Genomic DNA, 26,308 nt, shown 5'->3' with positions numbered 1-26,308 from the left:
ATGGAATATCCAGACGACGCGACAGCCCTGCCCCTGCCTTATCTCTACGCCAAGCAGCATGGCGTGGCACGCATTGGGGAGCAGTTCTACTGCCGGATGACGGTCAGCGCCGAGGCCCTGCTGGAAGCGCAGCGCGTGGCCGGACGGATCAGCGAGGTGGTGCAGCTCAGTGAGGCAGAGTTCGATGAGCGGCTCTCGGCCGCCTATGGGCATCAAAGCGGCGCGTCCCAGCAGATTATGAGTGACCTGAGCAGCGGCATCGACCTGCTGTCTCTGTCCGAAGATCTGCCGGATAACGAGGATCTGCTAGCCAGCGATGAGCACTCGCCGATTATCCGGTTAATCAATGCCGTGCTGGCGGAAGCGGTGAAAGAGGGGGCGTCCGATATCCATATCGAAACCTTTGAGCGCAGCCTCAGCATCCGTTTTCGTGTCGATGGCGTGTTGCGCCAGATTCTGCAACCGGCGCGCAAGCTGGCGCCCTTTATCGTATCGCGCATCAAGGTGATGGCGCGGCTGGATATCGCGGAGAAACGGTTACCGCAGGATGGCCGCATCTCCTTGACCCTCGGGCATCGCGCCATTGATATCCGCGTCTCCACCATCCCGGCCCAGTATGGCGAGCGGGTGGTGATGCGCCTGCTGGACAAAAACAACCTCTGCTTGAGTGTCGACCAGCTCGGGCTGTCGCCGGCTGACCAGCATACCCTGACCTCGCTAATCGCCAAGCCGCACGGCATTTTGCTGGTGACCGGCCCGACGGGTTCTGGGAAAAGCACCACGCTCTACGCCCTGCTGGCCGCGCTAAACAACCATGAGCGCAACATTCTCACGGTGGAAGACCCGATTGAGTATGAACTGGAGGGCATTGGCCAGACGCAGGTCAACCCACGCGTGGAGATGACCTTCGCCCTCGGCCTGCGGGCCATCCTGCGCCAGGACCCGGATGTCGTGATGGTGGGGGAAATCCGTGATAACGAAACTGCCCAGATTGCGGTGCAAGCCTCATTGACCGGCCACCTGGTGATGTCGACCCTGCACACCAACAGCGCGGTAGGTGCCATTACCCGGCTGCGGGACATGGGGCTGGAGCCCTTCCTGCTTGCCTCCTCCCTGCTGGGCGTGGTGGCCCAGCGACTGGTGCGTCGGCTCTGCCCGACCTGTGCCCAGCAAGTCCCCTTGCCTGCTGCGCAAGCGCCGCTGTTTGCTTTCCTGCCCGCGCCGCCGCCCCATATCTATCAAGCCGTGGGTTGCCCGTCCTGTCGCTTTACCGGCTACCGCGGCCGGGCGGCCATCCATGAGTGCCTGACCGTAGATAACGCGCTGCGACAGGCGATCTACCAGAATCAGGACGAGCTGGGCATTGAGAAGATCGTCCGTGGAAGCAGCCGCAGCCTGCGGGAAAATGGCCTGCTGAAGGCAATAACCGGCGACACCACGGTTGAAGAGGTACTGCGGGTGACCACCGAGCAAGATGGCGCGGCCGGGGAGGCAATATAATGGGCCGCTTCGCATACCGGGCTGTCACGCCTGCTGGCAAAACCGTGCGCGGCCGACTGGAAGCGACGTCGCCACGCGACGTACGTCGCCTGCTGCGAGAGCAAAACCTCACCCCGCTGGAGATTGTAACGGCGAGTGGCCTGTTGCCAACCACTGGCCGCCGCCGGGGGGCACGGGTGCCTACCGCAACGCTGTCGCTCTTCTCCCGCCAGCTGGCAACCCTGATTAACGCCTCACTGCCGCTAGAGTCGGCGCTGGAAGTTATTGCGCGGCAGACCGACCATCCGGCGCTGGCGACCGTCCTGAAAACGGTGCGTAGCAAAGTGGTGGAGGGGCATACGCTGGCTGATGCGCTCGGCGACTATCCGCGCCTCTTCGATCCTATGTTCTGCACGCTTGTCACGGCGGGCGAGCGCACCGGTCAGCTAGGCCCAGTGCTGGAGAAGATGGCGGACTACAACGAGATCCGCCAACAGCTCAAAAGCAAATTTACTCAGGCAATGATCTATCCGCTGATGCTGACGCTGGTGGCGATTCTGGTGATCACTATTCTGCTGGTCGCCGTGGTGCCGCAGATCATTGAGCAGTTTGTGCATATGAAGCAGGCGCTGCCTGTGACCACGCGCATCTTGATTTCGGTCTCCAGCGCTTTGCAGACGGCCTGGCTACCTGCCAGCGTGGTGCTGCTGCTGGGGATTGTCGGCGGCAAGCTGATGCTGCGCCACCCGCAGCACCGTATGCGCTTCCATCACCAGCTATTGCGCCCGGCCGTGATTGGGCCGCTGATTCGGGCGATCAACAGCGCCCGTTATGCACGCACGCTCAGCATCCTGCAAACCAGTGGCGTCCCGCTGCTGGAGGCAATGAACATTGCGGCCGCCGGGGTAACCAACCTGCGCATCAATCTGCTGCTGACCCAAGCGGCGGAGAGTGTGCGTCAGGGTAACGCTCTCTTCAAGGCGCTGGAGCAGACCCAGCTTTTCCCGCCAATGATGCTTTATATGATCGCCTCCGGGGAGCAGAGCGGCCGCTTGGGCGAGCTGATGGCGCGCGCAGCTGACAATCAGGATCAGCTGATGCAGCAGCGCCTGGCGATGGCGCTCTCCCTGTTTGAACCGGCATTGATTGTCAGCATGGCCAGCATTGTCCTGTTCATCGTGATGGCAATTCTACAACCCATTCTTCAACTCAATAATTTGGTCAGTTAAACGGAACCCATACCATGTCAAAAGCGATTCGCTCTACCTCTTCAACACAACGCGGCTTTACCTTGATGGAGCTGATGGTTGTAATCGTCATTCTAGGCATCCTGGCGGCGCTGGTGGTGCCGAACCTGATGGGCAATAAGGAGCGGGCCGACCAGCAAAAGGCGGTCAGTGACATTGTGGCGCTGGAAAATGCCCTGGATATGTACAAGCTCGATAACCACCGCTACCCCACCACCGAGCAGGGACTGGAGGCATTGGTCAGCAAGCCGGAGATCAGCCCGGTGCCGACCAATTACCGTCAGGGTGGCTATATCAAACGCCTGCCGGCTGATCCGTGGGGCAACGACTACATGTTGCTCAGCCCTGGCGATCATGGGGCGCTCGATCTCTTCTCCGCTGGCCCGGATGGCGAGCCGAATACCGGTGATGACATCACCAACTGGGCAGTGAAGGATAAATAACCTTGTCCCGGATGACGTTAAATGGGTTCTCGCTGCTGGAGATAATGCTGGTGCTGGCGATTTTTGCTGGCACCGCACTCGTGGTGACGATGACCCTGCCAGATCATCACCCGCTCTATGCGCGGGCGGAGCAGATGAAAACGCTGATGGAGTATGCCTCCTCACGCGCGACGCTGGCTGGCCGGCCACTGCGGCTGGCCCTGACACCGTCTGGCTATCGCTTCACCATTCTGGAGAGTGCGCTGCCGCTGGTGCCGGATGCCACCCTGCGGGCATGGGTGCCGGTGGAGTCAGAACGTATGTCAATGCAGGGGGAATTCGCCGCAGACGAAGAGGTGGCGTTGCTGACATCGTCCACCGAGGCATCCCAGATTCTGTTTACACCGGATGGCAGCATCACGCCGTTTGAGCTGCGCTTCTCCTCGCCGGATGCGCTCTGCTGCACCCTCAGCGCGGGCGGCACGCTTCCTCTGACCCTGACACAGGCGGCACAACCATGAGTATGGCGGCTCGCTCCCAACAGGGCATGACCATCCTGGAGGTGATCCTGGCGCTTGCCATCTTCTCCATCGCTGCGCTGGCACTGCTAAACAGCCTGACCGCTCAGGTCAGTTTTACTGGCCATTTTCGCGACACGCTGATCGCGAACTGGGTGGCAGACAATGCGTTGGCAGAGCAGCGGCTCGTGCCACAGAGCACAGAGAACACCAAGGCAGAGCAAGAGATCAGCATGGCTGGGCAGACATGGTTCCTGCGGCAAAACGTGTCACAGGATGAGGCACAACGGCTCCTGACCTCGCTGGAGGTGCGGGCCGATGCCAACGCGTCTGCGCCACTGTTGACCCTTGATGGCTTTTCACTGCCGCCCGAGAAGAAATAACCATGCTACGCGCCACTCAACAAGGATTCACGCTGATCGAGGTCATGCTCGCCATGGCGATTTTTGCTGTGCTGAGCCTGCTGACTTATCAGATTCTCGGCGTCTCCCTGCAAAGCCAGGAGACGGTAGAGGAGCACAGCGAGACGCTCAATCAACTCCAGCGCACCTTTACAGTGATGGAGCGGGATCTGACGCAGATCCTTCCACGTCGCAACCAACCAGACCAACCGCTGCTGGACCTCTCATCCACTGGGCTGGGCTTTGCCACGCTGGATGTGACCCGCGCGACCCAACCTCTGGCGGCCAGCGATCTGGTGGCGGTGCGTTGGCAGTTAACTGGTGAGAGCCTGACCCGCAGCACACTTCAGCTACCGGCCCGGCCAGAGGGCGAGTTCTCGGTGCCCCGCATCATGCTGGATAAGGTTACGTCCCTCTCCTGGCGCTTCTTCGACCAGAGCTGGCAGCCGGGATGGTCCTCCACCACCGCGTGGCCAAAGGCTGTGGAGATCGTGGCCGAGGTAAAAGGTGTGGGAGAGGTTCGCCGGCTGTTCCTGCTGCCGGATACCTTGCAGAAGCGCAAGAAAGCGCCCAATGAGGCCCAACCTGCCACCGGTGGCGGCGCGGCCTCGCCGGCCAAACCCTCTGCGCAGGAGCCGGCCCGATGAAGACGCAACGTGGTGTCGCGTTACTGGTGGTGCTAATGATCCTCGCGATCATGGCATCGCTGGCTGCCAACATGACCTTGAACTTCCGCGCCAATCTACAGCAGCAGAGCATGGTGCTCCAGCAAACGCAGTTGCAGTGGCTGGCGCGATCGGCGGAAACGCTGGTTCTGTCACAGTTGCAGCAAGCGCTCGCCGACACCCCCAAGGTTACCTCCCTTGCACAGCCGGTGTTGCAACAGGCGGCGCTTGAAACACCGTCAGGCTATCGTCTGCGCTACCAACTTGTGGATGCGCAGAGTTGCTTCAATCTCAACAGCTTGCGTGGAAATGTTCCGCCTGAGCCAGGCCAGCCTGAGCCTTACAATACCCAGGTCCTGCGTGCGCTGTTGCAGCAGGCCGGCGTCAGTTCTGACCAGACCGATCAGTTTATCGATACCTTGAGCGACTATCTGGATGATGACGACATCAGTCGCCCGGCAGGCGCGGAGGATGCGCGCTACAAGGCGCTCACGCCTTCGCGTGCCGCCGCCAATCAGTTGATGTTTTCGCTTAATGAGCTGGCCTCGCTGCCCAATTTGCCGCAGACGGCACTGCAATCGATCCGGGACCAACTCTGCGTCTTACCGGAGGAGGGCCAGCTCATCAACATCAATACGCTGACTGAGCGGCACGCCCCCCTGCTCTCTGCCCTGTTTCTGGGCAGTCTGGATCAGGAGGCGGCACGCAAATTGATTGCCGCCCGCCCCCATAACGGCTGGCCAGCAGTGGAGGCTTTTTTTGAGTCGGCCCAGCAAGCCAATTACACCCTGGAGATCGCTGGCGATGCGCTGAAGCCCTTGCTGGCTGTGCGCAATGATTACTTTATTTTGCACACCCAGGGACAGTTCGAAATGCAGACCAATAGCATGAGCAGCCTGATTTACTACAACAGTGAAACAGGCGGCCTGAGTGTGTACCAACGTCGTTACCGGATAATTGATTAAATGCCTAACTCTCCCAGCGCTGACCACCTGTTCATTCGGGTCGGCCGCTCCCCTGACGAACCAGTCTACTGGTTTGATTCCCACGCCCGCACGCCAGAGGATATTCATCAACTGGCAAGCAATGAGGCGCTCGGTGAACTGTCGACCCATTCCGCCGCGCAGCGGGTGTGCCTGCTGTTTCCCGCCAGTATGGTGGTTTTCCGCAGCCTCACGCTCCCGGCCAAAACGCCCAGAGCATTGGATGTGCTGATTGCCCACCTGACTGAGGAGAGCATTGCCAGCGATCCGGACACCCTCCACTGGGCAACGCTTTGCCAGCAAGAGACGCAGTTGCAAGTGATGGGCATAGATGAAAGGGTGCTCCACCAGACTCTGGCGAGTTTGAACTCGGCAGGTCTTGGCGTGGTGTGCGCCACCGCGGATGCGCTGTTGCTGCCGCTGGCTGAAGCAGGCTGGAGTGCCTGCCGTTTCGGGGATGACTGGCTGATCCGCCAGTCAGCCTATGCAGCCTGTGTGGTGGACGACCGCTGGTGCGCGCGTTTCCTCACCATGAGTCAGCCGGAGTGCGTGACCTGCCATAGCGATAATCCGCCCGATTATCCCGCGTTGCACCGTGCGCCGCCAGCGCACCCCTTTTTATTGATGCTGCAAGCCCTGCCTGACGCTCTCCCTACACTGTTACAGGGCAAATTTACCCCGCGCAAGCCCACCAAAGCTTGGGGCCGGGTATTGCCGCGCATTACGGTCAGCCTGCTGGCGGCAGCCGTTGGATTGGCCATGCTGCTGCCGGCAGCTACCCTGTGGCAGTTGACACGTCTGGACAACCAACTGACTACCCAGGTAGAGACGGTTTATCGCCACTGGTTCCCAGAGAGTCCCCAGACCCGGAATTTGCGTTTCTATTTCGAGCAAAATATGAAGAAGCGTACGCCCCCGTTCCTGCCCGCGCTGACGCGGCTCAATGCCGCCAAAAAGCCCGGCATCACCTTTGTCGGTCTGGATTACGACCAAACGTCCGGTGCCTTTACCCTCCAACTTGAGGTTCAGGATAACCACGCGCTGGGCGCTTTTATGGCAGCTACCGACAGCGAATTTCACTTCAGTAAATCAAATGCCCAAGGGCAGAGCGTCACGTTAAGCAGCAGGAGATCTTCATGAAACAGTGGCTGATGAACAAATCGCCGCACGAGCGGCGGATCATAATGGTCTTAGGCGCACTGCTGGCGGCCGCCCTGCTCTGGTTTGGCTTCTTTATGCCGATGAACAGCAAAATCGTCACGCTGGAAAAACACATTGCTAGCCAACAGAGCAACCTCGACTGGATGCTGGCACAGGCTGAGGCATTGCCCCCGCCACTTGGTCCCAAGCCCAGTAAAGAGGCGTTGAGCGGCATCGTCACCCAATCGGCGGCCCGTAGCGGCATTACCGTGACACAACAGAATGCCACGGCAGAGGGACTCACTGTGACCCTGAACCCTGTCAGCTTCCCCACCCTGTTGCGCTGGCTTGGGCAGTTGGCCACAGAGCAGCACGTTGAAGTCGTGAAAATTAATCTTGAGGCGGGCGACCGTGCGAACCAACAGGTCAACGTGCGCCAGCTGACGCTACGGTAAAGGCATTCACAGTATGATGAGCACAGCACTTCTCTCTGCCCTGCCGGGCTGGTATCTCCACGGTGGCGTGGTCCTGCTGGGGCTGCTGCTGGGGAGTTTTATGAATGCGGTGATCTACCGCCTGCCGCTGATGATTACCCAACCGGAACAAAACCCGACGCTTAATCTGGCGTTCCCTGGCTCCCACTGCCCCACCTGTCAGGCACCACTGCGTGCTTGGCACAACATCCCCGTATTGAGCTGGATTTTGCTGCGCGGACACTGCCACGCCTGCGGCATCCGCATCCCTGCGCGCTACCCTTGCGTCGAATTGCTCTGTGGCCTGCTATTTTTGGGCGCATCCTACCTGTTCTATACGCCCTTCGACCTGCTCTGCGCACTGGCGGTCATCTGGTTTCTGCTGGCGTTAAGCCTGATTGATATCAGCACTTACTTGCTGCCAGATACCCTGACCCTGCCATTGCTGTGGCTGGGCCTGCTCGCCCATTCGGTTGGCGGCACCCTGCCTTTACAAGATGCTCTCTATGGCGCGGTGGCGGGTTATCTGGCGCTATGGCTACTCTATTGGGGCTTCAAACTGACGACAGGCAGAGAGGGGATGGGCTATGGCGATTTCAAACTGCTGGCAGCGCTGGGAGCTTGGCTGGGCTGGCAGGTACTGCCTATGCTCTGCCTGCTGGCGGCACTGGTCGGGATAGCCGCGGCGCTGGCGTGCCGTCTACTACAGGGTAAGACCGGCATCTTACCGTTTGGCCCCTGTCTGGCGCTGGCGGGCATGGTTATCTATATCTGCCAGGCAGGCAGCGCCTGACTGGCGTTTTGCTGAAAGATTACTGGGCTTCTTCGCGGATTTGGGATTGGATGTAATTTTGGATACCGACACGATTAATCAGATCCAGCTCGGTCTCCAGCCAATCGATGTGATGCTCCTCATCCGTCAGGATCTCAATCATCATATCGCGACTGACATAATCATGGATGGAGTCGGCATAGTTGATGGCTTCACGTAGGTCATGGGCGCCATCCAGTTCCAGCTTGAGATCAGATCGCAGCATCTCTTCGACATCTTCACCAATGTTCAGCCGGCCAAGATCCTGCAAATTGGGCAACCCTTCCAAAAACAGGATGCGCTCAATATAGCGATCGGCATGTTTCATTTCGTCGATGGATTCGTGGTATTCCACATCATTGAGGCGCATCAGGCCCCAGTTTTTGAACATGCGGGCATGCAGGAAATATTGGTTAATCGCAACTAGTTCATTGCCAAGAAGTTTATTAAGGTGGGTAATGATCTTTGCATCGCCTTTCATAGTGAACTCCTCCATTCCAGTATCTAAAGCGTAGATCCGGGATAGAGTAAGTCAACGCACTGGCGCTTATTTAGGCGATATTTTCAAATTCTGGGATCGATTGCAGCTCGTCCTCCATAATTTGCCTGGCTACGCGAACACACTTGCCGCACTGGGTACCGACCGGAACCAGGGTCTTAAGTTGTTGGAATGTGCGGGGCTGGTATCGACGAACCGCTTGGCGAATCGTCTTATCACTGACCGCATTACACAAACATACGTACATAAAAACCACTCAATGAACACTCTTTGATCATATCGTAAATGCGAATCGTTATTATTGCAAATTCGTTTTTGCCGTATAGCTCATAAACTTATCATTGTATTTAGTGAGGTTTTTGGCGAAAAGGGAGAGGGAAATGCGGGGAAAAGTGATATCAACTCAAGGTGGCAGGTAAGAGAATAGCCATAAAAAAAGGGTGCCGAAGCACCCTTTTTCTTGCAGAAAATTATCAGCGATTAAGCGATAACTTTAGCAACAACGCCCGCACCAACAGTACGGCCGCCTTCACGGATTGCGAAACGCAGACCGTCGTCCATCGCGATCGGGTGGATCAGGGTAACAACCATCTGAATGTTGTCGCCCGGCATTACCATCTCAACGCCTTCCGGCAGTTCGATGGTACCAGTCACGTCAGTAGTACGGAAGTAGAACTGCGGACGGTAGCCTTTGAAGAACGGAGTGTGACGACCGCCTTCTTCTTTGGACAGGATGTACACTTCAGATTCGAACTTGGTGTGCGGCTTGATGGTGCCCGGCTTAGCCAGTACCTGACCACGTTCGATCTCTTCACGTTTGATACCACGCAGCAGAACACCTACGTTCTCGCCTGCACGGCCTTCGTCCAGCAGTTTGCGGAACATTTCAACGCCGGTACAAGTGGATTTCGCGGTGTCTTTGATACCAACGATTTCAACTTCTTCACCCACTTTGATGATGCCGCGCTCTACACGACCGGTCACAACGGTACCACGACCGGAGATGGAGAACACGTCTTCGATCGGCAGCAGGAACGGCTTGTCAATCGCACGCTCTGGTTCCGGGATGTAGCTGTCCAGTGCTTCGGCCAGTTCTACAATCTTGTCTTCCCACTCTGCTTCGCCTTCCAGCGCTTTCAGAGCAGAACCACGGATTACCGGAGTGTCGTCGCCCGGGAAGTCGTACTGAGACAGCAGCTCACGCACTTCCATCTCAACCAGTTCCAGCAGCTCTTCGTCATCAACCATGTCACATTTGTTCAGGAACACGATGATGAAAGGAACGCCTACCTGACGACCCAGCAGGATGTGCTCACGGGTCTGCGGCATCGGGCCGTCAGTCGCAGCAACAACCAGGATCGCGCCGTCCATCTGAGCAGCACCGGTGATCATGTTTTTCACGTAGTCGGCGTGCCCTGGGCAGTCAACGTGTGCGTAGTGACGGCTCGGGGTATCGTACTCAACGTGAGAGGTGTTGATGGTGATACCACGTGCTTTTTCTTCCGGCGCGTTATCGATCTGGTCGAAAGCACGAGCCTGGCCACCGAATTTCTTAGCCAGTACGTTGGTGATTGCAGCAGTCAGGGTAGTTTTACCGTGGTCAACGTGGCCGATAGTACCAACGTTAACGTGCGGTTTTTTACGTTCAAATTTTTCTTTAGACACGGCTATATTCCTTAATCTTGTGCTCTCCCTCGGGGGAGAGCACGGGATCATTGTGTTAAACCCGAAGGCTTATTTACCACGGGCTTCGATAACGGCCTGAGCGACGTTGTTCGGTGCATCATCATACTTCAGGAATTCCATGGTGTATGATGCGCGACCTTTGGTCAGAGAACGCAGCTGAGTTGCATATCCGAACATTTCAGACAGCGGTACTTCAGCGTGGATCTTAACGCCAGTAACTTCGGATTCTTGACCGCGCAGCATACCGCGACGACGGCTCAAGTCACCAATCACGTCACCAGTGTTCTCTTCCGGCGTTTCTACCTCAACCTTCATGATTGGCTCAAGCAGAACTGGTTTTGCTTTCTTAAAGCCATCTTTAAAGGCGATAGACGCAGCCAGTTTAAACGCCAGCTCAGAGGAGTCAACGTCATGGTAAGAACCGAAGTGCAGACGGATACCCATGTCAACAACCGGATAGCCAGCCAGCGGGCCTGCTTTCAGCTGTTCCTGGATGCCTTTATCAACGGCAGGGATGTATTCGCCAGGAATTACACCACCTTTGATATCGTTGACAAACTCGTAGCCTTTCGGGTTGGAACCCGGCTCCAGCGGGTACATGTCGATAACAACATGACCGTACTGACCGCGACCACCAGACTGCTTGGCGTGTTTACCTTCGATATCGGTAACTTTGCTGCGAATCGCTTCGCGGTAAGCAACCTGAGGTTTACCGACGTTCGCTTCAACGTTGAATTCACGCTTCATGCGGTCAACGATGATGTCGAGGTGCAGCTCACCCATACCGGCGATAATGGTCTGGTTAGATTCTTCGTCAGTCCATACGCGGAAGGACGGGTCTTCTTTCGCCAGACGGCCCAGAGCCAGACCCATTTTTTCTTGGTCAGCTTTGGTTTTCGGTTCTACTGCGATGGAGATTACCGGCTCAGGGAATTCCATACGCTCCAGAATGATCGGCGACTCTGGGTCACACAGGGTGTCACCAGTAGTTACGTCTTTCAGACCGATAGCAGCGGCGATGTCGCCCGCACGAACTTCTTTGATCTCTTCACGTTTGTTAGCGTGCATCTGAACGATACGACCGAAACGCTCACGTGCAGATTTCACGGAGTTCAGTACAGTATCACCAGAGTTAACCACACCGGAGTACACACGGAAGAAGGTCAAGTTACCCACGAACGGGTCGGTAGCAATTTTGAACGCCAGTGCAGAGAAAGGCTCATCATCGCTAGCGTGACGCTCAGCCGGGGTGTCCTTGCCGTCGTCCAGCATGCCGTTGATGGCAGGAACGTCGGTCGGAGCCGGCAGGTAGTCAACTACCGCGTCCAGCATCGCCTGAACACCTTTGTTCTTGAATGCAGAACCACAGGTAACCAGGATGATTTCGTTGTTCAGCACGCGCTGACGCAGAGCAGCCTTGATCTCTTCCTCGGTCAGCTCTTCGCCGCCCAGGTATTTTTCCATCAGCTCTTCAGATGCTTCAGCTGCGGATTCGATCAGGTTCTGGTGCCATTCGTCAGCCAGGTCCTGCATGTCGGCCGGGATGTCTTCGTATTCGAAGGTCACGCCCTGGTCTTCATCGTTCCAGTTGATGGCTTTCATTTTCACCAGGTCAACAACACCGGTGAAGTTCTCTTCAGCACCAATCGCCAGCTGCAGCGGAACCGGGTTCGCGCCCAGACGGGATTTGATCTGACCAACAACTTTCAGGAAGTTAGCGCCCATGCGGTCCATTTTGTTAACGAACGCGATGCGCGGAACTTTATATTTGTTAGCCTGACGCCATACGGTTTCAGACTGCGGCTGAACACCACCGACCGCACAGTAAACCATTACCGCGCCATCAAGAACACGCATGGAACGTTCTACTTCGATGGTGAAGTCAACGTGTCCCGGGGTGTCGATGATGTTGATACGGTGAGCATCAAATTGCTTCGCCATACCAGACCAGAAAGCGGTCGTTGCCGCAGAAGTGATGGTAATACCACGCTCCTGCTCCTGAGCCATCCAGTCCATGGTAGCGGCGCCGTCATGAACTTCACCGATCTTATGGTTTACACCGGTGTAGAACAGAATACGTTCGGTAGTCGTGGTTTTACCGGCGTCGATGTGAGCACTGATACCGATGTTACGATAGCGTGCAATGGGTGTTGTACGAGCCATTTGATTCCTCTATCACTAGGACGTTCAAGTTTAGTTAACCCAAGCGGGTTGGCTTCTTGAAGCGCCCGCTTGGTTAGCATAACTACTGCGTGGTGATTACCAGCGGTAGTGGGCGAACGCCTTGTTGGCTTCTGCCATACGGTGAACGTCTTCACGTTTCTTCACAGCAGTACCTTTGTTTTCTGCTGCGTCAGAGAGTTCGTTCGCCAGGCGGAGAGCCATGGATTTATCACCGCGTTTACGAGCAGCTTCAACGATCCAACGCATTGCCAGGGCATTACGACGAACCGGACGGACTTCAACTGGTACCTGATAAGTAGAACCACCAACGCGGCGAGACTTAACTTCTACAGTCGGGCGCACGTTGTCCAGAGCTACTTCGAAAGCTTCCAGGTGGCCTTTACCAGAACGCTGAGCCAGGGTCTCCAGCGCGGTATAGACGATTGCTTCAGCAGTAGATTTCTTACCATCTACCATCAGGATGTTTACAAATTTGGCCAGCAGCTCAGATCCGAACTTAGGATCCGGCAGAATTTTACGTTGACCAATGACGCGACGACGTGGCATGGAATAGCTCCGTTGTTAATTCAGGATTGTCCAAAACTCTACGAGTTTATTTTGACATTAAAGTTAAAAATGTTTGGCCTTACTTAACGGAGAACCATTAAGCCTTTGGCTTCTTAACGCCGTACTTAGAACGAGCTTGCTTACGGTCTTTAACACCGGAGCAGTCGAGCGCACCGCGAACGGTGTGGTAACGCACACCTGGCAAGTCTTTAACACGACCGCCACGGATCAGGATCACGGAGTGCTCCTGCAGGTTGTGACCTTCACCGCCGATGTAGGAGGTGACTTCAAAACCGTTAGTCAGACGAACACGGCACACTTTACGCAGTGCGGAGTTCGGTTTTTTCGGGGTGGTGGTATATACGCGGGTACATACACCACGTTTTTGCGGGCAGGCTTCCAGCGCCGGAACGTTGCTTTTCGCAGCCTTCACAGAGCGTGGTTTGCGTACCAGCTGGTTAATCGTTGCCATTAAAAAAGCTCCTGGGTTTGCTTCGTAAACACGTAATAAATCGCCTCGTATGCCAGAAGGCAAAGTACGAGGACGCAGAATTTTATTGCTGACTAAGAAAGGTGTCAAGAAATATACAGTGCCACCCGCAATCACCCTGCGATTTGCTGAACGTGTTTAACGGTCAGTGTGACGAAAATAGTATAGTCGACGAGCGCGATTTTGTCTGAAATTTGACCAGTCAGCCCGCGGGCTTCCACATCCTCTTTCAGTGCAAAGAGGGAGATGGGGGCGGCCAGCAGCAAATCAAGGGCAGCACTGCCCGTTAACCCGGCCAGCACGCCATCCTGCATCAGCAGCAGGTCATCACCCTCGCCTGCCAGCCGCAGCAGCGCTGGCACATCAGTGTGGAACGGGGAGTGGGAGAGAGTCAACAGCATGGGGCATCCGTTAAAAAGTCATCACAACATCGTAACTGGCCAGCCGCTCGCGCAGCGCATCCGGCGGCAGAACCTCGGCCTCCAGCACCCACGGCAGGTCAGGCGCGATGCCGCGCGCCTGCAGTGAGGCTTCACACAGGTAGCAGTGCTCCACGTCATACAGCGGCAGCACGCCAAAGGTGGCGATGTAGTTACGCGCCAGGATCTTCTCCGGCGCCTGATTGGGTAGCAGTTGCAGTACGCCATCGGCGATGAAAAAGACGCCGATCTGCTCACTCAGGGCCGAGGCCGCCAGCAGCGCATCCAGCCCCTCACGTCCGGCAGCATTGCCGTGCGGCCCTTGGGTAAAAATAAAGGCGACGCGTTTCATCTCATCCATCAAAATTGTACCATCCGGTCGCAGCGCAGGGAGGCCTCTGCCAGCGCGCCCAGACCGCTCAGGGTAAAGCCACTCTGCAAATTGGCATGGCCGAGCGACAACTGCCGCGCCTCGTTCTCATCCGTCACGCCACGGCGCAGCGCCGCTGCCACACAGACATTCAACGCCACCTGATGCTCAACGGCCAGCCGTTGCCAGGCGCGCACCAGATCGAACTCATCACTGGCCGGTGCGGTCAGCTGATTGGCGTTCAACACCCCTTCACGGTAGAAGAAGATGCTCTCCAGATGGTGGCCCGCCGCCAGAAGCGCACGGGCGAACTGGTAGGCGGCACTGGCCTGCTGGGTGCCGTAGGCTGGCCCGGTGACCAAAAGGGCATAACGCAGCATCAACGGTCACTTCCCAACAGGTCGCCGCTTTTGAACTGGCGGATGTAGAGATAGACCGTATGCTTAGAGATATTCAGCCGGTCAGCCACCTGGTTGATGGCGTCCTTGATGTCGAAGATCCCCTTCTCATACAGGTTCAGCACCACCTGCCGGTTTTTGGCGTTGTTGGAGACATTGCGATCCGCATTGACCTCCTCAATGGTGAACTCCAGCGTCTGCGCCACCAGATCATCCACCGAAGAGGCAAAGTTCACGGAAGAGCTAATCTCATGCGCCTCGGGCGGGATAAAGGTCTGGATAATCTGCGAAAACGGCACGTCGAGGTTCATGTTGATACAGAGTAGGCCAATCACCCGCTGCTCATGGTTGCGAATGGCGATGGTGACGGATTTCATCAGCACGCCGCTCTTCGCCCGCGTAAAGTATGCTTTGGAGACGCTGCTGTCAGCGCCAGCCATATCGTGCAGCATCCGCAGCGCCAGATCGGTAATCGGCGAGCCGATCTTACGGCCGGTATGCTCGCCATTGGCAATGCGCACCGCCGAGCACTTGAGATCCTCAAGCGAGTGCAGGACGATCTCGCAATGCCCGCCAATCAGCATTGCCAAGCCATCCACCACTGCCTCATAGGATTTCAGGATCTCGTGGTCCGTGGCGGTGAAGGGCCGTTGTTCCAGCAAATCAAGGTCGCTGATTTCGCCAGGTAAGAGCGAATTAGACATCGAAGATACCATCCTCTGCGTAGAGAGAGCCGGGCCGGCGCGGGGCCAGCAGACTCATCACTCACTATCTTTAGGTCGTCAGTCTAGCAAATCTGCCGGGGTAACGAGCCTGGAATTGCTAAAGACGTTATGACGGGGAGCGAAAGGCGTCAAGTTATCCTGGCACCCAATGGCGGGCGGTGGAAAAAAGGCATAAAAAAACCGCCGCCAGTAGGCGACGGTTCTATGGCGCAGCGGGAAGGCTTACTGGCCTTTCGCGCCTGCGGCGGCAGCGTCTTCTGCCTTGTCTGCGCCAGCGTCATTTTTTGGCGCGGCTTTCACGTCCAGCAGCTCAACGTCAAACACCAGCGTGGAGTTCGCCGGGATGCCCGGAACGCCCGTTTTGCCGTAAGCCAGCTCCGGTGGGATGACCAGCTTGATCTTGCCGCCTTTCTTGATGTGCTTCAGGCCTTCGGTCCAGCCTGGGATCACACCGTCCAGACGGAAGGAGAGCGGCTCGCCACGGGTGTAGGAGTTATCGAACTCGGTGCCATCGGTCAGGGTGCCCTTGTAGTTCACCACTACGGTGTCGCTGTCTTTCGGCGCATCACCGGCACCCGGTTTCTCTACTTGGTAGAGCAGGCCGGATTCAGTTTTCTTCACGCCCTTCTCTTTGGCGAACTTATCGCGGTAAGTCTGCCCCTTGGTGGCATTCTCCTGCGCGTCTTTCTCCATCTTCGCCTGAGCGGAAGCCTTCACGCGGGCCTCGAATGCCTGCAGGGTCTGCTCGATCTCCTGGTCAGAGAGCTTGCTCTTGTCAGCAAAGGCGTCCTGCACACCGGCGATCAGCTGCGCTTTGTCCAGCGCGATACCCAGCTTCTCTTGCTCTTTCAGGGAGTTGTCCATGTAACGGCCGAGGGAGGCACCCAGCGCGTAAGCGGACTGTTGGTCCTCATTTTTGAAGGCGCCGTTGACGGCCGGTGCGGCGGACGCAGCCGGGGCCGCGGTATCCGTTGCTTTTGCCGCTTCCGCAGCCATCACCTGGGTAGCGCTCAGTGCCATTGCCATCGTTGTAGCCAACAGCGTTACTTTAAAAAGTGATTTCATCCATTTCTCCAATGGCTTAGGGAGTCTGGCCCCAAGCAACGATTACCAAAATTCTTTTGCTACTATAACTGTCTGCGCAACGGCAAAACAATCTCTATACTCAGCAAATGCGTTATATTCCGACCTTATTTGCGTCAGGAAGTTTCGTTGCCTGCTGACTATTCTTCCCGCCGGCAACCGTGCAAACCAAGCAATGTGCCGCCGATGGCGGTAGAATCCGGCCCTTTCGCCTTCCGCCGGATTGGCGAGTTACAGAGGATAGCAATATGGAACAGAACGCGTTCGAACAGCGGCTGGAGATGCTGGAGAGCCGCCTGGCCTTTCAGGAAGTGACGATTGAGGAGCTCAACCTGATTGTCACTGAGCACCAGATGGCGCTGAGCAAGCTGCGCGAGCACCTGCGTCTGCTAACCGACAAGCTGCGCGCTGCCCAGCCCTCCGCCGTCGCCCACCCATCTGAAGAGACGCCACCGCCGCACTACTGATCGACGGGCGCAAAAAAGGCGGCCCAAGGCCGCCTTTTTACCACGAGGGTTGGGCTTAGTGGCAGCCGCAGCCGCCGGTGCCGCAACCACCTTTACCGTGGTCATGGTCGTGGTCATGGCCACCGCAGCAGCTGTCGCCGTGCTCATGGTGATGGTGGTCGTGCTCGCCGTGAACGTGGCCGTGGGCCAGTTCGTCAGCGGTGGCTTCACGGATGGCAACCACTTCCACGTTGAAGTTCAGGTTCTGGCCCGCCAGCATATGGTTGCCGTCCACGGTCACGTGGTCGTCTTCCACTTCGGTGATCTCCACCGGGACCTGGCCCTGATCGGTATCCGCGATGAAGCGCATGCCAACTTGCAGTTCGTCCACGCCCATGAAGACGTCTTTCGGTACGCGCTGCACCAGGTTCTCGTCATAGGTGCCGTAAGCTTCGTTCGCGCCAACGTGCACGTCAAAGCGGTCGCCCACGTCGTGGCCTTCCAGCGCCTTTTCCAGACCTGCGATCAGGGAGCCATGACCATGCAGATAGTCCAGCGGCGCACTCACCGGAGACTCATCAACCAATACACCGTCTTCTGTACGTACCTGGTAAGCCAGGCTGACCACCAGGTCTTTTGCTACTTTCATGATATCTCCTACCGTTGGAAAGCAAATTGGCGCAGATTGTAGCGGAAATCTGCGGCTCTGTACGCATCAGCATAAAAAAACGCAACGCGCCGCGTCACTCTGGGTGGAAAATGCCGATCACCTGCTCCTGCGGGCGGACATGCTGCTGGACCTGCTCTTCCGTCTGGCGTTGGTGGTGGCCGCACTTCACGCACTCCACCACTTCCACCTGGTCCTCGCGCCATAACATCAGGCTATCCAGCGCCTTGCACTGTGGGCAGACCGCCCCGGCAATGAAACGCTTACGTGTTGCTGACATGCTGTTGACTCCAGAATGAGTACCGCACCATCCGCTCTGTTTTCACTACCCGGATGAACCACGGCCGGAAAGGGATCTTTCCAATGAATAAAGCGCCAGGCTCACGCCTGACGCTTCGCGCTTTCTACCAGTCTAGAACGGATGGGCGCTCACCTCAATCGCAGTGTGGCTACTCATGCTCATCCCAGCCATCCAGCCGGCGGCTTTCGTTGTGCATCTCCCGCTCGAAGATCTCCTCCAGCTCGCGCCGCGCCTCACGGATGCGGGAACTTTGCGCCACTTCGCCCTGCCGCTGTGGCATCAGCTCGCGCAGCATTCGCATATCGAGCCGGCGGAAGTGGTGCTGCGCCCGGTAGGCCTGATGCGGATGCATACCGAGGGTGGTCAGCGCCTTGCGCCCCAGCTCCAGTGCGCTGGAGAAGGTCTCACGGGAGAAGTGGGCGACGCCCGCCTGCAACAGCTCATGCGCCTCCACCCTGCCGCGCGCGCGCGCCAAAATTTCCAGATGGGGGAAGTGTTGCTGGCAGAGCCGCACCACCGCCATCGTATCCTCCGGCTCATTGCAGGTGATGACGATGGTGCGCGCCCGCTCCGCACCGGCGGCACGCAGCAGCTCCAGCTCCGTCGCGTCGCCATAGTAGACGTGGTAACCGTAGCTGCGCATCAGGCTGACAACGCTGATGTCGCGCTCCAGCACGGTGATGCGTGCCTTGTTGGCCATCAGCAAACGACCAATTACCTGGCCGAAACGGCCGAAGCCCACCACGATCACCCGTGGCTCGTCATCCTCGACGTGGTGCTCCTCATGCCCCTCCTCCGAGGTGTTGTAGCGCCGCGCCAACAGGCGGTCGATGCCCTGCATCAGCAGCGGCGTGGTCACCATCGACATGGTGACCACCACCAGCAGCAGCGACAGCTGGTCAGGCGTAATGACCCGCTGCGCCGCGGCGGCAGAGAAGATCACAAAGGCAAACTCGCCACCCTGACTCAGCACGCCAGCAAACTGCAACCGCACCGAGCGGCGCAGGCCAAACAGCCGCGCCAGTCCATACAAAATGGCGCTCTTAACAAAGACCAGCGTCGCCACGCCCGCCAGTACCATCAGCAGGTTGGTGTAAAGCACGCCGAGGTTGAGGGCCATGCCGACCGAAATAAAGAACAACCCGAGCAGCAGCCCCTTGAACGGCTCGACGGCGATCTCCAGCTCATGCCGGTACTCGCTCTCCGCCAGCAGCACGCCGGCAATAAAGGTGCCGAGTGCCATCGAGAAGCCGAGCGCATCCATGAATAGCGCCGCGCCCAGCACGGTCAGCAGCGCGGCGGCGGTGAAGATCTCCCGCACCCCGGCCGCGACGATAAAGCGCAGCAGCGGCCGCAGCAGGTAGCGCCCGCCAATCAACATGCCGCCGAAGGCCACGATCTTCATGCCGATCTTGGCCCAGTCCGTCTCCGCCTCACCGCCGACGCCCGCCAGCAGCGGGATCAGCGCCAGCGCCGGGATCACTGCCATATCCTGGAACAGCAGCACCGAGAAGCCAAGCTGACCGCCCTCGTTGCGCTTCATCCCTTTGTCTTTCATCAATTGCAGCGCCATCGCCGTCGAGGACATCGCCAGACCAATGCCGCCGACCACCGCCGCCTGCCAGGCGAAGTCCGACAGGTAGAGCAGCGCGAACAGCACCGCCGCTGTCAGCCCCACCTGCCCGGCACCGACGCCAAAGATCGAGCGCCGCAACTGCCACAGCTTGGCCGGATTCAGCTCCAGACCAATCAGGAACATCAGGAACACTACCCCCAGCTCGGAGAAGTGCAAAATCTCCTGCACGTCGCGGATCACGCCAAAACCCCACGGGCCGATGGCGATGCCAGCGATCAGGTAGCCGAGCACCGCACCGAGACCCAGCCGTTGGGCGATCGGCACCGCTACCACGGCAGCGCACAGGAACACCAGCGCCGCCCCTAAAATGTTCGATGCTTCCATTCACCCTCCTTCCTGTGGCAACGGCGTCCGCAACCAGTCGCGATAGGCGTCGGCATAGCTGGCCATCACCTCTGTCGACTGGCGGCGCGCCCAGTAGATCACCATCGGCGACATCCAGTGCATCCGGCACATGGCGGCGGTCAGCTCAAACGGCCGCAGGATCTCCGCCATCGGGTAGCGGTTGTAGCCCTGCTTGCCGTAGGCGCCCTCCGGTTCGCCGGTGGTGAGCACCGTGCGCCAATACTTGCCGGCCAGCGCGTTGCCGCCGATGCCGCTGGCGAAACCGCGCGCCAGCACGCGATCCATCCACTCCTTCAGCAGCGCCGGGCAGCTGTAGGTATAGAAAGGGTGTTGAAACACAATGACGCTGTGCTCGCGCAGCAACTGCTGCTCGTATTGGATATCAATGAAGAAATCTGGATAGTGTGCGTAGAGATCGTGCACGGTGACATGCTCCAACCCGGCCGCAGAGGCGAGCAGCCTCCGGTTGGCCACCGAGTCCTGGGCTTCAGGGTGGGCATACAACAGCAAAACCTTGGGCGGCGGCGACATCATTCCCTCCAAAGCGTCGTCAGGGTGCGGATTTTCCGTTACCATGCTCCGCAAGATTCAAGGACGCCAGGCGTCTGGTGACTTAACGTTTTGGCCATCTTAGTTGTCGTCAATTTAACATATTCTGAACATACGGCGCTTTATGATTGTTTTCTCCTCGCTACAAATACGACGCGGTACGCAAGTCCTGCTGGATAACACCTCCGCGACGGTGAACCCAGGCCAGAAAGTCGGGCTGGTGGGCAAGAACGGCTGCGGTAAATCTACCCTGCTTTCGTTGCTGAAAAGTGAAATGAGCGCCGATGCCGGCAGCGTCAATTTCCCCGGCAACTGGGCGCTGGCCTGGGTCAACCAGGAGACGCCGGCGCTGGATGTACCCGCGCTGGAGTATGTGATTGACGGCGACCGCGAGTTCCGCCAGCTAGAGGCCGACCTGCGCGCCGCTGACGCGCGCAACGACGGCAACGCCATCGCGCTGGTGCACGGCAAGCTGGACGCCATTCAGGCCTGGACCATTCAGGCGCGCGCCTCCAGCTTGCTGCACGGCCTTGGCTTCTCGCAGGGCCAGCTCCAGCAGCCGGTGAAAGATTTTTCCGGTGGCTGGCGGATGCGCCTTAACCTGGCACAGGCACTGATCTGCCGCTCCGATCTGCTGCTGCTCGATGAGCCAACTAACCACCTCGATCTGGACGCGGTGATCTGGCTGGAGAAGTGGCTGAAGGGTTATCCCGGCACGCTGATCCTGATCTCGCACGATCGCGACTTCCTCGACCCGATCGTCGACAAAATCCTGCATATTGAGCAGCAGTCGTTGAACGAGTACACCGGCAACTACTCCTCCTTCGAGCGCCAGCGCGCCACCAAACTGGCGCAACAGCAGTCGCTCTACCAGAGCCAGCAGGAGAAAGTGGCCCACCTGCAAAGCTACATCGATCGCTTCCGTGCCAAGGCCAGCAAGGCCAAGCAGGCGCAGAGCCGCATCAAGATGCTCGAGCGGATGGAGCTGATCGCCCCAGCGCACGTCGATAACCCGTTCCACTTCAGCTTCCGTGCGCCAGAGGCGCTGCCCGATCCGCTGCTGCGCATGGAGAAGGTGAGCGCTGGCTATGGCGATCGCACCATCCTCGACGCTATCAAGCTGAATCTGGTGCCCGGCTCGCGCATTGGCCTGCTGGGGCGCAATGGTGCTGGCAAATCGACGCTGATCAAGCTGCTGGCCGGCACCCTCGCGCCGCAGCAGGGCGAGATTGGTCTGGCGAAGGACGTCAAGCTGGGGTACTTCGCCCAGCACCAGCTGGAGTTTTTGCGCGCCGACGAGTCGCCGCTCCAGCACCTGAGCCGGCTGGCGCCGCGCGAGCTGGAGCAACAGCTGCGCGACTATCTGGGTGGCTTCGGTTTCCAGGGCGACAAAGTGACCGAGCAGACCGCCCGCTTCTCCGGCGGCGAAAAGGCGCGGCTGGTGCTGGCGCTGATTGTCTGGCAGCGCCCCAACCTGCTGCTGCTCGATGAGCCGACCAACCACCTGGATCTCGACATGCGTCAAGCGCTAACCGAAGCGCTGATCGACTTCGAGGGCGCGCTGGTGGTGGTCTCGCACGATCGCCACCTGTTGCGCTCCACCACGGACGATCTCTATCTGGTGCACGACGGCAAAGTCGAGCCTTTCGAGGGCGATCTGGAGGATTACCAGCAGTGGCTGAGCGACCTGCAAAAGCAGGAGAGCCAGCAGGACGCACCTGCCAAAGAGTTGGGCAGCAATAGCGCGCAGGCACGTAAAGACCAGAAGCGGCGCGAGGCGGAACTGCGTAGCCAGACCCAGCCACTGCGCAAGAAGTTGCAGCAACTGGAGAAGCAGATGGAGAGCTACAGCGCGCAGTTGGCGGAGGCGGAAACCACGCTCGGTGACACCGCACTCTACGATCCGGCCCGCAAGGCCGACCTGACCGCCTGCCTGCAAAAACAGGCGCAGGCCAAGGCCGGGCTGGAAGAGGCTGAGATGGCGTGGCTGGAGATCCAGGAGCAGCTTGAGCAGTTCAGCGCCGAGTGATGTACGGGTGGGCCTCCCCGGCCCGCCCTGTTGCGCATGGCGAGAAATAAACCCGGTTCCTTTGGCCGGGGCACTTCCCGCCCCGGCGTTGTGCGATATGATAATCTTCACCCAGCCGCTGACGGCGTGATAACCCCCACTGTCCATCCTGACCCATGAAGAAAACGATGTCCGCCATGCACGATACTTTTCAGGCCATGCGCGGGGCGCGTAACCCGCACCTGCAAACGCTGCTGCCCCGCCTCTACCGGCGGCAGGCGCGTCTCCAGCCGCACTGGCAGCGGCTGGAACTGCCGGATGGCGATTTCGTCGATCTGGCCTGGAGCGAACCGCCCGAACAGGCGGTCGGTAAGCCGCGCGTGGTGCTGTTCCACGGGCTGGAGGGGAGTTTCTACAGCCCCTATGCCCACGGCCTGCTCCACGCTTGGCAGCAGCGCGGCTGGCTGGGCGTGGTGATGCACTTCCGAGGCTGCAGCGGCGAGGCCAATCGCCTGCAACGCATCTACCACTCCGGCGAAACCGAGGATGCGCGCTTCTTCCTGCGCTGGCTGGAGGAGCAGCACGGCCCGGTGCCAACGGCGGCGGTGGGCGTCTCGCTCGGCGGCAATATGCTGGCCTGCTATCTGGGCGAGGAGGGTGAGCGCGCGCGGCTGGCCGCGGCGGTGGTGGTCTCGGCACCGCTGATGCTGGAGCCTTGCTCACAGCGACTGGAGCAGGGCTTTTCACGCGTTTACCAGCGCTATCTGCTGGAGCAGCTCAAGCGCAACGCCGCCCGCAAGCTTCAAGCCTATCCCAATACCCTGCCGGTCAACCTCCAGCAGCTGAAGGGCCTGAAGCGGCTGCGCGATTTTGATGACGCCATCACCGCGCGCGCCCACGGTTTTGACGACGCGCTTGACTACTACCGCCGTTGCAGCGCGATGCCGCTGCTGCCGCGCATCACCACCCCCTTGCTGATCATCCATGCCAAGGATGATCCCTTTATGACCGACGCGGTGATCCCCGATGCCGGCCAGCTCCCTGCCAACGTCCAGTACCAGTTGACGGAGCATGGCGGCCATGTCGGTTTTGTCAGCGGCACCCTGAAGCGGCCGCAAATGTGGCTGGAGCACCGTATCCCGGCCTGGCTGTCCCCCTATCTGGAGCCTGAAGCATGATTATTCCTTGGAAAGAACTCGACAGCGACACCCTGAGCAACCTGATTGAGGCGTTCGTCCTGCGCGAGGGCACTGATTACGGCGAACATGAACGGACGCTGGAGCAGAAGGTCGAAGATGTACGCCGCCAGTTGAAAAGTGGTGAAGTGGTGCTGGTATGGTCGGAGCTGCATGAGTCGGTCAATATCATGCCGCGCAACCAGTTCCGTGGCGATCGGGGCGAGCAGGCCGAGTGACCAAGGCTGAGTGGCCGAGGGCCTGCCCCTAGGCGCGTCCGCATAATTATGGTAACTCTATAATTAATTATGCTGATTGCACGGTATGCAGGCATCACCTCTCATGGAGTCTTGAAACTATGTCAGCCCAACACCCGGTCATCGCCGTCACTGGCTCCAGCGGAGCCGGCACCACCACCACCAGCCTGGCGTTCCGCAAAATTTTCCAGCAACTGAACATCCGCGCCGCCGAGGTGGAGGGCGACAGCTTCCACCGCTACACCCGACCTGAGATGGACATGGCGATCCGCAAGGCGCGCGACCTGGGCCGGCATGTCAGCTACTTTGGCCCAGAGGCCAATGACTTCGGTTTGCTGGAGCAGACCTTCATCCAGTATGGGCGTGAGGGCAACGGGCAGGCGCGCAAGTACCTCCACACCTATGACGAGGCAGTGCCCTACAATCAGGTGCCGGGCACCTTCACCCCCTGGCACCCGCTGCCGGAGGAGACCGACGTGCTGTTCTACGAAGGGCTGCATGGCGGGGTAGTGACCGAGCACCACGACGTGGCGCGGCATGTGGATCTGCTGGTCGGCGTGGTGCCGATCGTCAATCTGGAGTGGATCCAGAAGCTGATCCGCGACACCAATGAGCGCGGCCACTCGCGCGAGGCTGTGATGGACTCGGTGGTGCGGTCGATGGAGGATTACATCAACTACATCACGCCGCAGTTCTCCCGCACCCATATCAACTTCCAGCGCGTGCCGACGGTGGACACCTCCAACCCGTTTGCCGCCAAGGCGATCCCATCGCTGGATGAGAGCTTTGTGGTGATCCACTTCCGCGGGCTGGGGGCGATCGATTTCCCCTATCTGCTAGCTATGCTGCAAGGCTCATTTATCTCTCATATCAATACATTGGTGGTGCCGGGCGGCAAAATGGGGCTGGCGATGGAGTTGATCATGGCACCGCTAGTGCAGCGGCTGCTGGAGGGGAAAATCATCAAGTAAGCGGGGACGGCGGGCCGCCCCCTGGGCGTCACTCGACGCTGACAATCTCAAAGCTGTGGGTCACTGACGCGGCCTTGCCGATCATCAGTGACACCGAGCAGTACTTCTCTGCCGAGAGGTTGACGGCGCGTTCCACACTCTTCTCCGTCAGCCCCTTGCCGCTCACCACAAAGTGTAGGTTGATGTGCGTAAAGGTGCGCGGCACCTCGTCGCGGCGCTCTGAGGTCAGGCGCACCTCACAGTCGCGCACATCCTGCCGCGCCTTCTGTAGGATGGAGACCACATCAATCGCGCTACAGCCGCCCACGGACATCAGCACCATCTCCATCGGGCTGGGTGCCTTGTCACCGGCATTGCCATCCATCAAGATCTGGTGGCCCGATGCGGACTCCCCCAGAAACGTCAGCCCTTCCACCCACTTTACCCGTGCCTGCATAGCCTCATCCTCCGATTATTTTCTGAAAATAGCCTAACCCCTCGCAGCCAAACAGGCAATCGGGCCGATCTTCATCATGCTGAAGCGAGACAACAGAAGACACTCGGTTCAGGCTGTGATAAAACAAACCCGAAACAAAATGTTCTGTATGGAGCAAGGTCAGGTTTTCAATGGAACGACGAGGCCGCCGTTTGGCGACTTTTCAGCCTCCGCCTTGCAGCATTATCAGACAGTTAATACTCTTGAAAGAGGCGTATTTTCAAAACGCCGTACAGGGAACTCTGAGCCCTGTGATTTTGGGCAGCGATTACAACAGAGGATAAAAGCAAATGGTTCTCGGCAAACCGCAAACAGACCCTACTCTCGAATGGTTCCTGTCTCACTGCCATATTCATAAATACCCTTCCAAAAGTACGCTGATTCACCAGGGTGAAAAGGCTGAAACGCTCTACTACATCGTGAAAGGTTCGGTCGCCGTGCTGATCAAGGATGAAGAGGGCAAAGAGATGATCCTCTCCTACCTCAACCAAGGGGATTTCATCGGCGAACTTGGCCTGTTCGAAGAGGGCCAGGAGCGCAGCGCGTGGGTACGCGCCAAAACGGCTTGTGAAGTGGCGGAGATCTCCTACAAGAAATTCCGTCAGCTGATCCAGGTCAACCCGGACATCCTGATGCGCCTCTCCTCCCAGATGGCGCGCCGCCTGCAAGTTACCTCCGAAAAGGTGGGCAACCTTGCCTTCCTGGATGTGACTGGCCGTATCGCCCAGACCCTGCTCAATCTGGCGAAACAGCCTGATGCCATGACCCACCCCGATGGTATGCAGATCAAGATTACCCGCCAGGAGATTGGTCAAATCGTAGGTTGCTCCCGCGAAACCGTCGGCCGCATCCTGAAAATGCTGGAAGATCAGAACCTGATCTCCGCCCACGGCAAAACGATTGTCGTCTACGGCACTCGTTAATCCCGGATCAACACGG

32 protein-coding genes are annotated in these 26,308 nt (G+C 58.4%); 16 read left to right on the top strand and 16 right to left on the bottom strand.

Annotated features, from left to right (window positions below; all coding sequences use genetic code 11):
• The 10 genes from gspE to ACK3SD_RS01255 are packed head-to-tail and all read left to right on the top strand — an operon-like array spanning position 1 to position 8,121.
• On the top strand, positions 1-1,500 hold the full coding sequence (gspE, locus tag ACK3SD_RS01300) for a type II secretion system ATPase GspE (protein ID WP_481126535.1): 1,500 nt from the start codon (positions 1-3) through the stop codon (positions 1,498-1,500).
• Complete coding sequence (gspF, locus tag ACK3SD_RS01295) at positions 1,500-2,708, top strand: type II secretion system inner membrane protein GspF (RefSeq protein WP_481126534.1); 1,209 nt, start codon at positions 1,500-1,502, stop codon at positions 2,706-2,708. The genes gspE and gspF overlap by 1 nt, the downstream gene beginning before the upstream one ends.
• 14 nt (positions 2,709-2,722) lie before the next feature.
• On the top strand, positions 2,723-3,169 hold the full coding sequence (gene gspG, locus ACK3SD_RS01290; protein WP_481126533.1) for a type II secretion system major pseudopilin GspG: 447 nt from the start codon (positions 2,723-2,725) through the stop codon (positions 3,167-3,169).
• Between the two features lie 11 nt (positions 3,170-3,180).
• The gene (locus tag ACK3SD_RS01285) at positions 3,181-3,669 is read left to right on the top strand and encodes a GspH/FimT family pseudopilin (RefSeq protein WP_481127597.1); all 489 of its coding nucleotides are present in this window, start codon (positions 3,181-3,183) and stop codon (positions 3,667-3,669) included.
• A complete protein-coding gene (gene gspI / locus ACK3SD_RS01280) occupies positions 3,666-4,049 on the top strand; it encodes a type II secretion system minor pseudopilin GspI (protein ID WP_481126532.1) in 384 nt (127 codons plus the stop codon). The genes ACK3SD_RS01285 and gspI overlap by 4 nt, the downstream gene beginning before the upstream one ends.
• A 2-nt stretch (positions 4,050-4,051) precedes the next feature.
• Complete coding sequence (gene gspJ / locus ACK3SD_RS01275) at positions 4,052-4,714, top strand: type II secretion system minor pseudopilin GspJ (protein WP_481126531.1); 663 nt, start codon at positions 4,052-4,054, stop codon at positions 4,712-4,714.
• On the top strand, positions 4,711-5,697 hold the full coding sequence (gene gspK, locus ACK3SD_RS01270) for a type II secretion system minor pseudopilin GspK (RefSeq protein ID WP_481126530.1): 987 nt from the start codon (positions 4,711-4,713) through the stop codon (positions 5,695-5,697). Before gspJ ends, gspK begins: the two co-directional genes overlap by 4 nt.
• On the top strand, positions 5,698-6,855 hold the full coding sequence (gspL, locus tag ACK3SD_RS01265) for a type II secretion system protein GspL (protein ID WP_481126529.1): 1,158 nt from the start codon (positions 5,698-5,700) through the stop codon (positions 6,853-6,855).
• Positions 6,852-7,310 carry a type II secretion system protein GspM gene (gene gspM, locus ACK3SD_RS01260; protein ID WP_481126528.1) on the top strand — a complete coding sequence of 153 codons (459 nt, stop codon included), beginning with the start codon at positions 6,852-6,854 and terminating at the stop codon, positions 7,308-7,310. The genes gspL and gspM overlap by 4 nt, the downstream gene beginning before the upstream one ends.
• Before the next feature lie 16 nt (positions 7,311-7,326).
• A complete protein-coding gene (locus ACK3SD_RS01255) occupies positions 7,327-8,121 on the top strand; it encodes a prepilin peptidase (RefSeq protein WP_481126527.1) in 795 nt (264 codons plus the stop codon).
• A 19-nt stretch (positions 8,122-8,140) separates the two neighbouring features.
• On the opposite strand, the gene bfr is transcribed toward ACK3SD_RS01255, so the two are convergent.
• From bfr to fkpA, 11 genes are all read right to left on the bottom strand, one after another.
• On the bottom strand, positions 8,141-8,620 hold the full coding sequence (bfr, locus tag ACK3SD_RS01250) for a bacterioferritin (RefSeq protein ID WP_481126526.1): 480 nt from the start codon (positions 8,618-8,620) through the stop codon (positions 8,141-8,143).
• Between the two features lie 70 nt (positions 8,621-8,690).
• Positions 8,691-8,885 (bottom strand): bacterioferritin-associated ferredoxin, encoded by a 195-nt coding sequence (gene bfd / locus ACK3SD_RS01245; protein WP_137761936.1) that lies wholly within the window; start codon positions 8,883-8,885, stop codon positions 8,691-8,693.
• A 233-nt stretch (positions 8,886-9,118) separates the two neighbouring features.
• Entirely contained in the window at positions 9,119-10,303 is a 1,185-nt protein-coding gene (tuf, locus tag ACK3SD_RS01240) for an elongation factor Tu (RefSeq protein ID WP_137761935.1), read from the bottom strand.
• A 69-nt stretch (positions 10,304-10,372) separates the two neighbouring features.
• Positions 10,373-12,487 (bottom strand): elongation factor G, encoded by a 2,115-nt coding sequence (gene fusA / locus ACK3SD_RS01235; protein WP_481126525.1) that lies wholly within the window; start codon positions 12,485-12,487, stop codon positions 10,373-10,375.
• A 96-nt stretch (positions 12,488-12,583) separates the two neighbouring features.
• Entirely contained in the window at positions 12,584-13,054 is a 471-nt protein-coding gene (rpsG, locus tag ACK3SD_RS01230) for a 30S ribosomal protein S7 (protein WP_005969574.1), read from the bottom strand.
• 97 nt (positions 13,055-13,151) lie between these two features.
• The gene (rpsL, locus tag ACK3SD_RS01225) at positions 13,152-13,526 is read right to left on the bottom strand and encodes a 30S ribosomal protein S12 (protein ID WP_004930426.1); all 375 of its coding nucleotides are present in this window, start codon (positions 13,524-13,526) and stop codon (positions 13,152-13,154) included.
• 131 nt (positions 13,527-13,657) lie between these two features.
• Entirely contained in the window at positions 13,658-13,945 is a 288-nt protein-coding gene (gene tusB, locus ACK3SD_RS01220; RefSeq protein ID WP_137761933.1) for a sulfurtransferase complex subunit TusB, read from the bottom strand.
• 10 nt (positions 13,946-13,955) lie between these two features.
• Complete coding sequence (tusC, locus tag ACK3SD_RS01215) at positions 13,956-14,315, bottom strand: sulfurtransferase complex subunit TusC (RefSeq protein WP_137764871.1); 360 nt, start codon at positions 14,313-14,315, stop codon at positions 13,956-13,958.
• 8 nt (positions 14,316-14,323) lie between these two features.
• Entirely contained in the window at positions 14,324-14,713 is a 390-nt protein-coding gene (gene tusD / locus ACK3SD_RS01210; RefSeq protein ID WP_137761932.1) for a sulfurtransferase complex subunit TusD, read from the bottom strand.
• Complete coding sequence (locus ACK3SD_RS01205; RefSeq protein ID WP_168195789.1) at positions 14,713-15,435, bottom strand: helix-turn-helix transcriptional regulator; 723 nt, start codon at positions 15,433-15,435, stop codon at positions 14,713-14,715. The genes tusD and ACK3SD_RS01205 overlap by 1 nt, the downstream gene beginning before the upstream one ends.
• A gap of 243 nt (positions 15,436-15,678) precedes the next feature.
• A complete protein-coding gene (gene fkpA, locus ACK3SD_RS01200; protein WP_481126524.1) occupies positions 15,679-16,521 on the bottom strand; it encodes an FKBP-type peptidyl-prolyl cis-trans isomerase in 843 nt (280 codons plus the stop codon).
• Positions 16,522-16,787: 266 nt separating this feature from the next.
• Between fkpA and ACK3SD_RS01195 the strand changes: the two genes are divergently transcribed.
• Complete coding sequence (locus tag ACK3SD_RS01195; RefSeq protein ID WP_137761929.1) at positions 16,788-17,006, top strand: protein SlyX; 219 nt, start codon at positions 16,788-16,790, stop codon at positions 17,004-17,006.
• 55 nt (positions 17,007-17,061) lie between these two features.
• Here the strand turns inward: ACK3SD_RS01195 and slyD are convergent, their stop codons facing one another.
• The 4 genes from slyD to kefG all read right to left on the bottom strand — a co-directional run bounded on the left by slyD (position 17,062) and on the right by kefG (position 20,465).
• Complete coding sequence (gene slyD / locus ACK3SD_RS01190; RefSeq protein ID WP_481126523.1) at positions 17,062-17,634, bottom strand: peptidylprolyl isomerase; 573 nt, start codon at positions 17,632-17,634, stop codon at positions 17,062-17,064.
• A gap of 94 nt (positions 17,635-17,728) precedes the next feature.
• Positions 17,729-17,932: a YheV family putative zinc ribbon protein gene (locus ACK3SD_RS01185; protein WP_137761927.1), complete on the bottom strand. Its 204-nt coding sequence runs from the start codon at positions 17,930-17,932 to the stop codon at positions 17,729-17,731.
• A 169-nt stretch (positions 17,933-18,101) separates the two neighbouring features.
• Positions 18,102-19,913: a glutathione-regulated potassium-efflux system protein KefB gene (gene kefB, locus ACK3SD_RS01180; protein WP_481126522.1), complete on the bottom strand. Its 1,812-nt coding sequence runs from the start codon at positions 19,911-19,913 to the stop codon at positions 18,102-18,104.
• The gene (gene kefG / locus ACK3SD_RS01175; protein WP_481126521.1) at positions 19,914-20,465 is read right to left on the bottom strand and encodes a glutathione-regulated potassium-efflux system ancillary protein KefG; all 552 of its coding nucleotides are present in this window, start codon (positions 20,463-20,465) and stop codon (positions 19,914-19,916) included. It abuts the gene before it with no gap.
• Between the two features lie 142 nt (positions 20,466-20,607).
• On the opposite strand from kefG, the gene ACK3SD_RS01170 reads away from it, so the two are divergent.
• The 4 genes from ACK3SD_RS01170 (at position 20,608) to ACK3SD_RS01155 (ending at position 24,894) form a co-directional block, all read left to right on the top strand.
• Positions 20,608-22,512, top strand: coding sequence for an ABC transporter ATP-binding protein (locus ACK3SD_RS01170; protein WP_481126520.1), 1,905 nt, complete (start codon positions 20,608-20,610; stop codon positions 22,510-22,512).
• Positions 22,513-22,688: 176 nt separating this feature from the next.
• Entirely contained in the window at positions 22,689-23,669 is a 981-nt protein-coding gene (locus ACK3SD_RS01165) for a hydrolase (RefSeq protein WP_481126519.1), read from the top strand.
• Positions 23,666-23,905: a YheU family protein gene (locus tag ACK3SD_RS01160; RefSeq protein WP_137761923.1), complete on the top strand. Its 240-nt coding sequence runs from the start codon at positions 23,666-23,668 to the stop codon at positions 23,903-23,905. The genes ACK3SD_RS01165 and ACK3SD_RS01160 overlap by 4 nt, the downstream gene beginning before the upstream one ends.
• Before the next feature lie 119 nt (positions 23,906-24,024).
• Positions 24,025-24,894, top strand: a complete 870-nt coding sequence (locus tag ACK3SD_RS01155; protein WP_481126518.1) for a phosphoribulokinase — start codon at positions 24,025-24,027, stop codon at positions 24,892-24,894.
• A 28-nt stretch (positions 24,895-24,922) separates the two neighbouring features.
• On the opposite strand, the gene ACK3SD_RS01150 is transcribed toward ACK3SD_RS01155, so the two are convergent.
• Complete coding sequence (locus tag ACK3SD_RS01150; RefSeq protein ID WP_481126517.1) at positions 24,923-25,330, bottom strand: OsmC family protein; 408 nt, start codon at positions 25,328-25,330, stop codon at positions 24,923-24,925.
• Positions 25,331-25,659: 329 nt separating this feature from the next.
• Between ACK3SD_RS01150 and crp the strand changes: the two genes are divergently transcribed.
• Entirely contained in the window at positions 25,660-26,292 is a 633-nt protein-coding gene (crp, locus tag ACK3SD_RS01145; protein WP_000242758.1) for a cAMP-activated global transcriptional regulator CRP, read from the top strand.
• Positions 26,293-26,308: the final 16 nt, after the last annotated feature.

It is taken from the genome of Chimaeribacter sp. YP20170169, from assembly GCF_056739715.1.
The sequence above is the reverse complement of the archived record's forward strand: the minus strand, read 5'-3'. Positions and strand labels throughout refer to the sequence as shown.

Coding starts and splice junctions, on each gene's coding strand:
- tusD (WP_137761932.1), bottom strand. CDS start 14,713: ATGCTGCGTTATGCCCTTTTGGTCACCGGGCCAGCCTACGGCACCCAG.
- kefB (WP_481126522.1), bottom strand. CDS start 19,913: ATGGAAGCATCGAACATTTTAGGGGCGGCGCTGGTGTTCCTGTGCGCT.
- rpsL (WP_004930426.1), bottom strand. CDS start 13,526: ATGGCAACGATTAACCAGCTGGTACGCAAACCACGCTCTGTGAAGGCT.
- ACK3SD_RS01150 (WP_481126517.1), bottom strand. CDS start 25,330: ATGCAGGCACGGGTAAAGTGGGTGGAAGGGCTGACGTTTCTGGGGGAG.
- gspL (WP_481126529.1), top strand. CDS start 5,698: ATGCCTAACTCTCCCAGCGCTGACCACCTGTTCATTCGGGTCGGCCGC.
- ACK3SD_RS01165 (WP_481126519.1), top strand. CDS start 22,689: ATGCACGATACTTTTCAGGCCATGCGCGGGGCGCGTAACCCGCACCTG.
- tusB (WP_137761933.1), bottom strand. CDS start 13,945: ATGCTGTTGACTCTCTCCCACTCCCCGTTCCACACTGATGTGCCAGCG.
- ACK3SD_RS01185 (WP_137761927.1), bottom strand. CDS start 17,932: ATGTCAGCAACACGTAAGCGTTTCATTGCCGGGGCGGTCTGCCCACAG.
- ACK3SD_RS01170 (WP_481126520.1), top strand. CDS start 20,608: ATGATTGTTTTCTCCTCGCTACAAATACGACGCGGTACGCAAGTCCTG.
- gspJ (WP_481126531.1), top strand. CDS start 4,052: ATGCTACGCGCCACTCAACAAGGATTCACGCTGATCGAGGTCATGCTC.
- tusC (WP_137764871.1), bottom strand. CDS start 14,315: ATGAAACGCGTCGCCTTTATTTTTACCCAAGGGCCGCACGGCAATGCT.
- bfd (WP_137761936.1), bottom strand. CDS start 8,885: ATGTACGTATGTTTGTGTAATGCGGTCAGTGATAAGACGATTCGCCAA.
- gspI (WP_481126532.1), top strand. CDS start 3,666: ATGAGTATGGCGGCTCGCTCCCAACAGGGCATGACCATCCTGGAGGTG.
- ACK3SD_RS01255 (WP_481126527.1), top strand. CDS start 7,327: ATGAGCACAGCACTTCTCTCTGCCCTGCCGGGCTGGTATCTCCACGGT.
- gspF (WP_481126534.1), top strand. CDS start 1,500: ATGGGCCGCTTCGCATACCGGGCTGTCACGCCTGCTGGCAAAACCGTG.
- gspM (WP_481126528.1), top strand. CDS start 6,852: ATGAAACAGTGGCTGATGAACAAATCGCCGCACGAGCGGCGGATCATA.
- fusA (WP_481126525.1), bottom strand. CDS start 12,487: ATGGCTCGTACAACACCCATTGCACGCTATCGTAACATCGGTATCAGT.
- gspG (WP_481126533.1), top strand. CDS start 2,723: ATGTCAAAAGCGATTCGCTCTACCTCTTCAACACAACGCGGCTTTACC.
- rpsG (WP_005969574.1), bottom strand. CDS start 13,054: ATGCCACGTCGTCGCGTCATTGGTCAACGTAAAATTCTGCCGGATCCT.
- fkpA (WP_481126524.1), bottom strand. CDS start 16,521: ATGAAATCACTTTTTAAAGTAACGCTGTTGGCTACAACGATGGCAATG.
- gspK (WP_481126530.1), top strand. CDS start 4,711: ATGAAGACGCAACGTGGTGTCGCGTTACTGGTGGTGCTAATGATCCTC.
- gspE (WP_481126535.1), top strand. CDS start 1: ATGGAATATCCAGACGACGCGACAGCCCTGCCCCTGCCTTATCTCTAC.
- slyD (WP_481126523.1), bottom strand. CDS start 17,634: ATGAAAGTAGCAAAAGACCTGGTGGTCAGCCTGGCTTACCAGGTACGT.
- ACK3SD_RS01195 (WP_137761929.1), top strand. CDS start 16,788: ATGGAACAGAACGCGTTCGAACAGCGGCTGGAGATGCTGGAGAGCCGC.
- ACK3SD_RS01155 (WP_481126518.1), top strand. CDS start 24,025: ATGTCAGCCCAACACCCGGTCATCGCCGTCACTGGCTCCAGCGGAGCC.
- kefG (WP_481126521.1), bottom strand. CDS start 20,465: ATGTCGCCGCCGCCCAAGGTTTTGCTGTTGTATGCCCACCCTGAAGCC.
- ACK3SD_RS01160 (WP_137761923.1), top strand. CDS start 23,666: ATGATTATTCCTTGGAAAGAACTCGACAGCGACACCCTGAGCAACCTG.
- bfr (WP_481126526.1), bottom strand. CDS start 8,620: ATGAAAGGCGATGCAAAGATCATTACCCACCTTAATAAACTTCTTGGC.
- crp (WP_000242758.1), top strand. CDS start 25,660: ATGGTTCTCGGCAAACCGCAAACAGACCCTACTCTCGAATGGTTCCTG.
- ACK3SD_RS01285 (WP_481127597.1), top strand. CDS start 3,181: ATGACGTTAAATGGGTTCTCGCTGCTGGAGATAATGCTGGTGCTGGCG.
- ACK3SD_RS01205 (WP_168195789.1), bottom strand. CDS start 15,435: ATGTCTAATTCGCTCTTACCTGGCGAAATCAGCGACCTTGATTTGCTG.